Source organism: Corynebacterium sp. NML 150383 (genome assembly GCF_002285085.1).
Classification (GTDB): Bacteria; Actinomycetota; Actinomycetes; order Mycobacteriales; family Mycobacteriaceae; genus Corynebacterium; species Corynebacterium gottingense.
In genome coordinates, this window is sequence record NZ_NSGK01000011.1 from 76,885 (window position 1) to 87,042 (window position 10,158).

Annotated in this window: 9 protein-coding genes; 2 read left to right on the forward strand and 7 right to left on the reverse strand. The window is 65.9% G+C overall.

The genetic code is table 11. The features are described from left to right. Position 1: 1 nt before the first annotated feature. The 7 genes from hpf to CKJ85_RS10325 form a co-directional block, all read right to left on the reverse strand. Positions 2–670 carry a ribosome hibernation-promoting factor, HPF/YfiA family gene (gene hpf / locus CKJ85_RS10295; RefSeq protein ID WP_095536395.1) on the reverse strand — a complete coding sequence of 223 codons (669 nt, stop codon included), beginning with the start codon at positions 668–670 and terminating at the stop codon, positions 2–4. 170 nt (positions 671–840) lie between these two features. Next, complete coding sequence (locus CKJ85_RS10300) at positions 841–1,458, reverse strand: ComF family protein (protein WP_095554253.1); 618 nt, start codon at positions 1,456–1,458, stop codon at positions 841–843. 28 nt (positions 1,459–1,486) lie between these two features. After that, positions 1,487–3,232: an LpqB family beta-propeller domain-containing protein gene (locus CKJ85_RS10305; protein ID WP_095554254.1), complete on the reverse strand. Its 1,746-nt coding sequence runs from the start codon at positions 3,230–3,232 to the stop codon at positions 1,487–1,489. Beyond that, a complete protein-coding gene (mtrB, locus tag CKJ85_RS10310; RefSeq protein WP_279326477.1) occupies positions 3,216–4,805 on the reverse strand; it encodes an MtrAB system histidine kinase MtrB in 1,590 nt (529 codons plus the stop codon). Before mtrB ends, CKJ85_RS10305 begins: the two co-directional genes overlap by 17 nt. Positions 4,806–4,868: 63 nt before the next feature. Next, complete coding sequence (mtrA, locus tag CKJ85_RS10315; RefSeq protein WP_095278806.1) at positions 4,869–5,552, reverse strand: MtrAB system response regulator MtrA; 684 nt, start codon at positions 5,550–5,552, stop codon at positions 4,869–4,871. After that, on the reverse strand, positions 5,552–6,166 hold the full coding sequence (locus CKJ85_RS10320; RefSeq protein ID WP_095554255.1) for a dTMP kinase: 615 nt from the start codon (positions 6,164–6,166) through the stop codon (positions 5,552–5,554). The genes mtrA and CKJ85_RS10320 overlap by 1 nt, the downstream gene beginning before the upstream one ends. 10 nt (positions 6,167–6,176) lie before the next feature. Then, a complete protein-coding gene (locus CKJ85_RS10325) occupies positions 6,177–6,542 on the reverse strand; it encodes a DUF4259 domain-containing protein (protein ID WP_095554256.1) in 366 nt (121 codons plus the stop codon). 186 nt (positions 6,543–6,728) lie between these two features. Here CKJ85_RS10325 and CKJ85_RS10330 point away from each other — a divergent pair, with 186 nt between their 5' ends. Beyond that, positions 6,729–7,721, forward strand: a complete 993-nt coding sequence (locus tag CKJ85_RS10330; protein ID WP_095554257.1) for a hypothetical protein — start codon at positions 6,729–6,731, stop codon at positions 7,719–7,721. 289 nt (positions 7,722–8,010) lie between these two features. Then, the coding region (locus CKJ85_RS10335) for a Rib/alpha-like domain-containing protein (protein WP_255396023.1) at positions 8,011–10,158 on the forward strand (2,148 nt) is incomplete at its 3' end.

Consider the following 10,158-nt stretch of genomic DNA (forward strand, 5'->3'; position numbering starts at 1 on the left):
CTTAGGCCTCGGCGTCCGCGAGGACGATCAGGCCGTAATCGTAGGCGTGGCGGCGGTACACCACGGACGGGCGCTTAGACTCCTCATCCACAAAGAGGAAGAAGTCGTGGCCCACCAGCTCCATCTCGGAGAGGGCCTCGTCCACGCTCATCGGGGTGGCGGGGTGCTCCTTGCGGCGCACGACCTGGCCCGGCTCCACGTCCTCAATGGTGGCCGCGTACGGGTCAACGTCGTAGTTGTTCTCCGCCTTGTTGCGTGCCTCCTCGGCCTCCTGCGCCAGCTCAGCGGCGATCTGGCCGGTGGACTTCGGCGCGCGATGGCCGGACCGGGCAACCTGGCGACGGACCTTCACCTTGCGCAGGGAGCGCTCCATCTTGCCCAGCGCGGACTCGAGCGCGGCGTAGAAGCTGTCCTCCTTCGCCTCGGCGCGAGCGAGGTGGCCCTTGCCGGTTGCGGTGATCTGCACGCGCTGCGCCTGCGCCTCGCGGCGCGGGTTGGGCTCGTGCTGCAACTCGACGTGGAAGAAGGTGAGCGACGGGTCAAGCTTTTCCACCTTGGCAAGCTTGGCGTTCACGCGCTCTTGGAAGTGCTCAGGGACATCGACATTTCGGCCGGTGATGGTCACCTGCGCGTTGGGGCTCAGGCTGTCGTGTTGGTCTGCAGAAGTCATCTGCGTCCTCCCTTGAGTAGTAGGAACTCGGTCTATGTCCACTATACAACTGGTCATAACCAATATGTCTGTTTTTCCAAAGAACTCCCGCCCAATTTCCTGAACGCGCCCGCGCCACGCAGCCGGTGGCACGTATACCACGCAGAACCCACCCTTGCCTGCACTTTCATTCACGCCTCGGCCAGCGTGAGGCAGCCGACGACCCGTACCCCGTGGGCCAGGAGCCCGGCCACGCTCGCCCCCAGCGTTGCCCCCGTAGTCACCACGTCATCTACGACCACTACGTTTCCAGCGGGGGTAGCCGTCACCCGCACCGCCCCCGCCAGATTGGCCCTGCGGCCCGCCTCGTCCAGCTCGGATTGGTCCGCGGTACGCGGGTCCAACTCCAGCGCGGGCACCGTCGCGCGCCCGCTCGCTTGGCACACGGCCTGCACCGGGTCGCCGCCGCGCTCTCGCGCGCTCGCGGCACGCGTCGGCGCGGGGACGAGCACGTCCACGTCCGCGAGGTCACCGCGCACCTCGAGGAATTCCACCGCGGCCCCGATGACGGCGCCGACGTGGCGGCGCACCGCGAGGTTCTTGCGCTCCTTCATCGCAAGGATGACGCCGCGGTGCGCCTCCGCGTACGGGCCGAGCGCGAAGACGGGCGCGTGGACGGCGACGTTGGGAAATACGCGGGTCGGCGGCGCCGCCAGCAGGGTGCGGCAACGCCCGCACAGGACCGCGCCCGGCTCGCCGCAGCCGGCGCAGTAGCGCGGCAGGATCAGGTCGGCGACGCCCCCAAGCATTGTCTTCCCCCTCCCCCGGCACCGCTGCCTAGTGGCGGGCCACAATCGGCAGCGCGCGGGTACCCAGCAAGCCCGGGACCTCGCGCCACAGCGGGTTATCCGCACCGGAGATGGGCATCTGCAGCAACGCGTTGGCGTCGGTGACGTAGAGCATGTTCGGCGAGGTGCCCACGGCCACCACCGGCGCGGAAATGTTGCCCGCGGACAGCGTGGTCGTGGAGGAACCGTCCTGCTCCACCCGCAGCACCGGCGCGGCCGCGCTGGAGGTGCCGGCCAGCAGCGACCCGTCCGGCTGCCACTCGGCGGTGATGAACGACCCGCCGAGCTCGGAGGCGTACTCCATCACGTTCACGATGGAGCGATCGCCGGTCTGCCCGCGCTGCACGATGCCGGTGTACAGATGACCGTCGATGATCATGAGGACGCGCGCCGAGCTTCGCGACAGGCGCAGCACCGAAATGTTGCCTTCCACCCCTTCCGGCAGGTCGACGGTGATCTCGCTCGTGGTGTACTCGCCGGTGGCGGTGGACCGCCACGTGCGCAGCACGTTCTTACCTTCCGCAACGATCCACACGGCGGCCGCGTCCGGCTCGAAGGTGGGCCTGGAGAACGTCTTGCCCTTCACTACCTCTTCGTCTCCTCCGCCGAAGCGGCCGACGCGGAACGCGTCGTCCTCGCCCTCGGGTCCGTCGCCGAAGACCCCGGCCCAGGCGTCCTCGCCGTAGATGTCGGCGGTCATGACGTTGCCGTCCTGCCCAAGCGGGCCGTCGACTTGGCTGGCGGTGCCGCCGCTGACGCGGGACACGTGGCCGTCGGTAAGCGAATAGAGCGTGCTGTCGCCCACGAGGTCCACGAGGGGGCTGAACTCGGCGAAGTCGTCGACGGTGAGCTTGTCGGCGCCGTCGAAGAGCGCTTCCCCGTCGGCCTGCAGGTTATAGGGCCCGGTCACGCCGGCGGAGGCGAGCGTCCAGACCACCTGCGCGGCGAACTGCTTGCGCGTCTGTTCGTCCATGCCGCCGAAGCCGGTGAACTCGTACGCGCCGTCGCTGAAGCCTGTGTATGCGATCGTCGCGTCCTCCTCCTCCGCAGAGGCGAGCGCGTTCGGGCCGGACACCGCGGGCTGGAGGCGGTCCGACGGCCCCTGCGTGAGCAGGGAGATCAGGGCGCTCGGCAGCGACTCGCGGCGGGCGTAGACCCAGCGACGATCCGTGATGAGCTCGTTGCCGGCGGGGTCGAAGAAGTAGAGGTCGTAGGGCTGGTACTCGTCGCGCATCTCGCTGCGCTCCAGCACCACGCCGGACGGAAGCGAGGAAATGCGCCACTCGCCGTCGACAAGCTCGAGCTCGATCGTGGCTTCGTACGAGCCGTGCTCCGGGGTGAACGCGCCGCCGTCGTGCAGCTCGCCGACCACGTCGCCGTGGACGCTGAAGCTGCGCTTGTTCCCCGCGCTGCCGACCAGCGTGGTCACCCCGAGGCTGTCCACCACCAGCGTCTGCACGCGCGGGTCCCACGCCGAGCGCGCGTCGCCCGTGAGGAACGCGCGCGCCGCCTCGTAGTCGCCGGCGGGAACCGCGGCCGCGCTGTAAAAGTCGCGCAGCAGCAGGTCCGGCTCTCGCCCCTGCACCGGGGTCACGTCCGGGCCGCCCGCGGTCTGCTCGTCAAAGGGATGCAGCACGTGCGGGTCAGTATTCGCGGGCAAGGAGGTACATCCAGTGGTCAGGGCGATTATCGACGCCACCGCCACCGCCGCCTTGGCCTTACCGTTCCTCCGCATCTGTCGCCTCCTTCAGCGCCGCAGTGTCTTCTTGTGCCGCCGGCCCCGCAGGTTCCGCAGGCTCCGCCGCCGCTTCCAGCTCCGCCCCCGGGGCGACCAGCGGCAGGGGCTCCTCGGTGAACCCGTCCTCGGTGTGGCGCGGCAGAATGAGCCGGAACTGCGCGCCCACGCCCGGGGTGCCCGCCGCGTCGAGCGTTCCCTTGTGCAGCAGCGCGTCCTCGCGGGCAATGGCCAGGCCCAGCCCGGTGCCGCCGGAATGGCGCTTGCGCGACTTGTCCGCGCGCCAGAAGCGGTTGAACACCAGCTCCTCCTGGCCGGGCTGGAGGCCCACGCCGCCGTCTGTGACGGTGATGGCGACGGCCTCGTCGTTAGCGCGCAGCACCACGCGCACCGGGTTGCCTTCGGAGTGGTCGATGGCGTTGGCCATGAGGTTGCGCACGATGCGCTCGATGCGTCGCGGGTCTCCCTCGATGTTGACGGGGTCCTCGGGGACGTCGAAAAGCACCTCGACCTCGAGCTCCTCTGCCAGGTGCTTCGTCTGTGCCCAGGCCGACTCGATGGGCGCGCGGGCGTCGATGTTTGCCAGCGAGAGGTCAGCGACACCGGCGTCGTGGCGGGAGATCTCGAGCAGGTCGGTGAGCAGGGCCTCGAAGCGGTCGAGCTCGCTGATCATCAACTGCGAGGCGCGCTTGGTCGCCGGGTCCAGCTCGTCCTCATTGGCGGCGATCATGTCGGCGGCGATGCGGACCGTGGTCAGCGGGGTGCGCAGCTCGTGGGAGACGTCCGAGGTGAACTGCCGCTGTAGGTCGCCGTACTGCTCGAGGTGGTTGATCTGCTGCGAGATCTTGTCCGCCATGTTGTTGAAGGACAGTGCGAGCACCGCCATCTCGTCCTCGCCGTCCACGGGCATACGCTCGCGGAGGTGGCCGGAGGCGAAGCGCTCCGCCGTGCGCGACGCCGAGCGCACAGGCGCGACGATCTGCTGCGAGGCGAGCCACGCGATGCCCACCAGCAGCACGATGACAATCACCGCCGCCGACGCGATCAGGCCGCGCATAAGCGCGAGCGTGGAGGCCTCGTTGTCCATGTTCATGACCAGGTACAGCTGGAGGTCCTGCACGTCCGCGTTTGTCGGCGTACCGATGATGAGGGCGTTGTAGGTCGTGCCGTCAGCGCGCTCCACGCTGGAATACTGGTAGGCCACGTTGCCCTCGGACACGTAAGTTCGCAGCCGCTCCGGGATGGAGAAGGACTCCGGCGAAGAGGTACCGGCGCCGGGGCCGCCGCTGACCACCAGGACCGGCTCGTACACGCTCGGGGCCTCAGCGCTTTGCTGGGAGCGCTGCGTCAGCGCGGCGCGCGCTGAGTTCAGCCGCACCTGCAGGGAGGACGCGCTGCCGGTGGTGTTGACTTGGTCCTCCACCATCACCCGCGCGCGGTCAATCTCCACGCTCGCCGCGTCGAGCTTGGTGGCGGCGATGCGCTGGGTGACCACGGAAGCCATGGCGAAGCCGAGCACGAGCATGACCACGGTGGAGACGATGAGCACCGTGCCCACGAACCGAACCTGCAGGGAGGTGCGCCAAGATTCTGCGACGCGCTCTCTCGCCCGCCAGACTGCGTTGCGCTTTATGTGCTACACCCCCGGCTTGCCGGTCTTGTAGCCCAGACCGCGCACGGTCAGGATGATCTCCGGGTTCTCCGGGTCGCGCTCGATCTTGGAGCGCAGGCGCTGTACGTGCACGTTGACCAGGCGGGTGTCCGATGCGTTGCGGTAGCCCCACACCGTTTCCAGCAGCTCCTCGCGGGTGTGCACCTGGTTGGGCTTGCGAGCCATCTCCAGCAGCAAGTCGAACTCCAGCGGGGTCAGCGAGATCTCCTCGCTGCCGCGGCTGACAATGTGCTGCGGGACGTCAATGGTCAGGTCGCCCACGTGGAGGACGTCGCTGGCCTGGTCGTCGGTACGGCGCAGACGGGCGCGAATGCGGGCCACCAGCTCCTTCGGCTTGAACGGCTTGGTGATGTAGTCGTCCGCCCCGGATTCCAGGCCGAGCACCACGTCGACCGTGTCGGTCTTCGCGGTCAGCATGACGATGGGCACCGGAGAGGTGCGGCGGATTTCGCGGCAGATGTCAATGCCGTTGACACCCGGGAGCATGAGGTCCAGCAGGATCAGGTCCGGGTCAAAGCTATGGAACGCGTCCACCGCCTCCGCGCCGTCCTGGACGGACGCGGTGCGGAAGCCCTCGGCCTCCAGCACGATGGTGAGCATCTCATTGATGGCTGGGTCATCATCAACAACGAGGATCTTCGGCTGCATCACGGCTCCTTGGCGTAGAAGTCTTTCACTGCTTGCATAATAGTGCCCGCATCATTGGTGCGAATCCACGGACTCACCCAGCCGGATTCCGCCAGGGACACGTAGGCGCCGTGGGTGTCGCGCTGCAGCTGCGCATCCCGCTCGTAACGGTCGCGCTCGCGCGAGGCGTCCTGCGCCGCGCGCTGGACTGCCCGCTCCTGCGCGACCTCCGGGGGCGTATCCACGAGCACCTGCAGGTCCGGCAGAGGAAGGCCGAGCCGGTCAAACTCGAGCTCGCGGACCCACTCCACCACCGTCTCGTCGCCGGTGCGCGCCCAGGAGTACGCCGCGTTGGACGCCACGTAGCGGTCCAGGATCACGAGCTCGTCGCTGCCTTTGTAGCGCGCGATGTCCGCCCTCGCCCCGAAGCGGTCCAGCGCAAACATGGTGGCCATGCCGTACGCGGAGTCGGTCAGGTCGCCCATCTTCCCGTGCAGCGCTCGCTGCGCCAGCTGCGCGTGGATCGAGTCTGCGTAGCGGGGGAACGCCAGCGCGTCCGCACCCCGCTCGCGGCGCAGCGCCTGGACCAGGGTGTTCTTCCCGGCGCCGTCGATGCCTTCGACTGCGATGATCATGCTCGCGCGCCTACGCCAGCGCTTCGAGGAACTGGTCCAGGTCCGAGTCGGTGTGCTCGGCCGCAGCCTCGAGCACGGACGTGGCCGCCTCCGCAGTTTCCTCGTCCAGCGCGCCGTTGTGCGTACGGATAAAGGTGTACGTATCGGCCGTCTCGCCCGCGGAGAAGGGGGCGCCGGACCAGATGGCCACGATCGTCGCCGCAGCCTGGGCGTTCAGCAGCTCGTCCTCGTTGACGGTGCTGGGGTCTTGGTTGGCGGCCAGCAGCACGGCGTCGATAAGCGCCTGCTCGAGCTCGTCCCCCTCGAGGGTATCCAGCTCGTCGAGAAAATCGGTGTTGGCGTCGATGGAAAAGATTTCCTCGTCCCACGTACTCATCGGCGTCTCCTTCTAATTTGGGCAGTTTGCCCCTTAGGTCTACCACGATCGCGCCGCTGCGGGTGTGTTTGCGATCACTCGGACACAAACTTTCCCCTGCGGCGTGCTATAACGGCTTCAGCGCAACTCTTGTTATAGGGTTGTAATACTTTTGACTCAATAGTGTGACATGCGAGAGGAGGAGCGATGAAGGACAACCAGCCCCGCGTGGGCCTCTTCATGACGGCCGGCATCCTGGTAGCCATCGTGGTGGGCATCGTGGTGTTCAACACCTCCGCCTCCGACCGCTCCGCGCAGGCCGGGTACGTCACGGACAGCAACACGAAGCACCCGGACACCTCCGCCTCCAGCACCGAGTCTGCAATCTCGAAGTCCACGAAGGCAACGGCGCTTAGCGACGCCCCCGCGGACCACAATTCCTCCACCACCAGCGAGGACAACCAGGACCCCCGCCACCAGAACGCGCACCACGACACCGACGCGTACCAGGCCGCGCCCGCCCAGCAGGGCGGCGGTTCCAACTACAACCTGAACTCCGACCCGTACGCGCCGCAGCACGCGGTGGTGGGTACCGCACAACCGTCGAACCAGTCCACGCGCGTCTTCCGCCCCACCAACGTGGTGCCCACGACCGTGATGCCCACGACTGCGGTGGCAGGCCCCGAGGCGCAGGCGACCACGGGCACCACCGGCGGCGCGAACGATTCGGCACAGCCGGGCGCTGCGGGCACCCCGGGCACCGCCGGCGCCCAGGACAGCGAGCCCACGACCGCCGCACCGGCGACGGAGCCGACCGCATCCGCAGCCCCGGGCGGCCAGGGTGGACCGGGCGAACAAGGTGCGGAGAACCCGGCGAGCGCGGCCGAATCCGCAGCACAGTCCGCCGCCAGCGAGGCAGCACAGCAGGCCTCCGAGGCACTGCGTCCGATGGGCCTCAACGATGGCGCCAACGACAGCCAGGACCAGCAGGGCGCTTCGCAGCCGCAGGCACCGGCCGAGCCGGCGAACCAGGCTGAGCAGGCCGGGCAGCCCGGCCAGCCGCAGCCCGAGCCGGCAGCGCCGGAAGCCCCCGCAGCCCCCTCCGAGCAACCGCAGGAAGCGGCCGCGCCGCAGCCCGGAGGCTTCTCCTCCGACGCCCAGCACGCCTGGCAGCGTTGGGTGGGCAACTTCCGCCACTAAGAACTCGCGACGAGCGCCGACGATTCCAGGGAAATCCAAGGTGCTCCGCTGGCTGCCGGGCCCCGTTTTCAGCCACCCCACCCGCACTGCGCTGGGATCTCCCGCCTACCCCCATTTTGGCGACACGCATCAGCGCCTCCCCGTGCCTTTGTATGACCAATGCCGTAACATTCCATACAAAGGTCCCTCCAACCCTGCATCAAGCGTTTTTCAAAACAGTTTGGTGCCGTAGATAAGGTTCCCCGGGACTGATTCTTCCTATTAGCCGTCTCCTCAGAAAGGGACCTACATGCGGTCTTTCTTCACCCCCCGCAAGATTGATCTTCGCCCGGCCCTCGCCGCATCCATGGCAGCTACGCTGGCTATCTCCGGCACCGCTGCAGTCAGTGTGACCGCTCCGGTCGCCGCGTACGCACAGGCCGCGGTTCCGGACAGAGAGGACACGGAGGTTCCGAGCGTCGGACTCCAGGGGACCAACGAAAACAAGCTGCCCTGGTTCCTGACGTACCGGCCGACTTACGCCGATTACTACGTTGCTGACCCGGGCGAAACAATAGAGATCCTCGCCCCCGAATACTGGGAGTTCTATCCGGAAACAGTGCAGCGCAGCACGCCTGAAGGACTCACATGGTCCACGCAACCTGCTGGCAGCGAGGCCTGGCAGAATCCAGATTGGGCAGAGTTCCATGACGACGGCAGCGTGACCGTCAAAGTGCCCGAGGATGTGCCGGACAGCGGCTACGGCATGAACCAAAATGTTTGGACGCTCTTCACCGAGGCGAAGGATCCGTCTGGCTCCACGTTCAAAACAAGCATCACCCTGTACGTCAATCGCGACGGCATTCCGCGAGACAGCAACGGCGACATCGACAAAGAAAAGTTGCCTGATTTTGTCCGCTACGAGCCTAAGTTCCCCCGGCACCCAATTGTTATTGCACCGGGCGAAACCAAGATCTTCGAAGGAGTAGCCTTCGATGACCCGATCCGTGACCCCGGAACGAACGTCGACTGGCCGTTGAAAGACAACAAAGACAAGATCGAATACAAGGTTGAAAAGGACCAAAGCATCCTTGATGCGAGCCATAACGCCAACGATTTCTACGCCGTAGATGGCAACGACGCCGAGATCACGTACGACACCCCCGGCAAAACCATCGGTACGAAAATTACAGTCGCCGAAGATTCTCCCGAACTTGGGTGGGTAGAACTCCCATTCACGTTTATGTACGGGGAGAATGAGGGCCCCGAGTACGACATCCCGAATTTTCAGATCTTCGTCGGGAATCTGAAGAACGCAGCCCGATTCACGGCCGACTTCCGCGGGTCGATCACAGTCGGCGTTCAAGATTCAGGTGCAGTAGACGGCCCCAAATTCATTGACGCAACGTCTGCAAACAAAAACGACGTCCCTGCAACCCCGCAGGGGGCTAAGCTTTTCGTCTCCGATGTGAACAACAACCGCGACTGGGTACGCATCGAAAACGGAAAAATTGTTGCGCGCCCCAATGACTTGTCGCTCAAGGGCAAGCACAACGTGCCCGTCCAGATTGCATTTGCTGACGGCTCCGTCTCCCCTGCGTTCAACGTCCCTATCACCGTGACGACGCAAAACGATCAATATGATCCGATCATCGGCAACGGTATCGCTACCAAGGTCGGCGCGAAGGTGACCAACGACGCCGCAAAGAAGGCCATCACCAACCTGGACAAGCTCCCGGTCAAAGACGTCACCTTCAAGAACGCGGTCGATACCTCAAAGCCCGGCGATACCACCGCCACCATCGTCGTTTCCTACACCGACGGAAGCACGGACGAGGTAAAGGTCGACGTCCACGTCAACGACCTCACCGACGCCGAGAAGTACACCCCGGCTCCAACCGGTATCACCATCAAGGAAGGCGAAACCGCCGACCCGCTCGCGGCAATCTCCAACAAGGATGAACTACCGAAGGGCATCACTGCGAACTTCAAGGGCAAGGTCGACACCTCTTCCGTGGGCACCAAGAAGGTGACCGTCGAAGTCACCTACCCCGACGGCACCAGCGAAGAGATCCAGACCGACCTCACCGTCGAGCGCCTCACCGACGCCGAGAAGTACAAGCCGGCTCCAACCGGTATCACCATCAAGGAAGGCGAAACCGCCGACCCGCTCGCGGCAATCTCCAACAAGGATGAACTACCGAAGGGCATCACTGCGAACTTCAAGGGCAAGGTCGACACCTCTTCCGTGGGCACCAAGAAGGTGACCGTCGAAGTCACCTACCCCGACGGCACCAGCGAAGAGATCCAGACCGACCTCACCGTCGAGCGCCTCACCGACGCCGAGAAGTACACCCCGGCTCCAACCGGTATCACCATCAAGGAAGGCGAAACCGCCGACCCGCTCGCGGCAATCTCCAACAAGGATGAACTACCGAAGGGCATCACTGCGAACTTC

Excerpts from the sequence above, each read along its gene's own strand:
- hpf (WP_095536395.1), bottom strand. The coding sequence starts at position 670 with ATGACTTCTGCAGACCAACACGACAGCCTGAGCCCCAACGCGCAGGTG.
- CKJ85_RS10300 (WP_095554253.1), bottom strand. The coding sequence starts at position 1,458 with ATGCTTGGGGGCGTCGCCGACCTGATCCTGCCGCGCTACTGCGCCGGC.
- CKJ85_RS10305 (WP_095554254.1), bottom strand. The coding sequence starts at position 3,232 with ATGCGGAGGAACGGTAAGGCCAAGGCGGCGGTGGCGGTGGCGTCGATA.
- mtrA (WP_095278806.1), bottom strand. The coding sequence starts at position 5,552 with ATGCAGCCGAAGATCCTCGTTGTTGATGATGACCCAGCCATCAATGAG.
- CKJ85_RS10320 (WP_095554255.1), bottom strand. The coding sequence starts at position 6,166 with ATGATCATCGCAGTCGAAGGCATCGACGGCGCCGGGAAGAACACCCTG.
- CKJ85_RS10325 (WP_095554256.1), bottom strand. The coding sequence starts at position 6,542 with ATGAGTACGTGGGACGAGGAAATCTTTTCCATCGACGCCAACACCGAT.
- CKJ85_RS10330 (WP_095554257.1), top strand. The coding sequence starts at position 6,729 with ATGAAGGACAACCAGCCCCGCGTGGGCCTCTTCATGACGGCCGGCATC.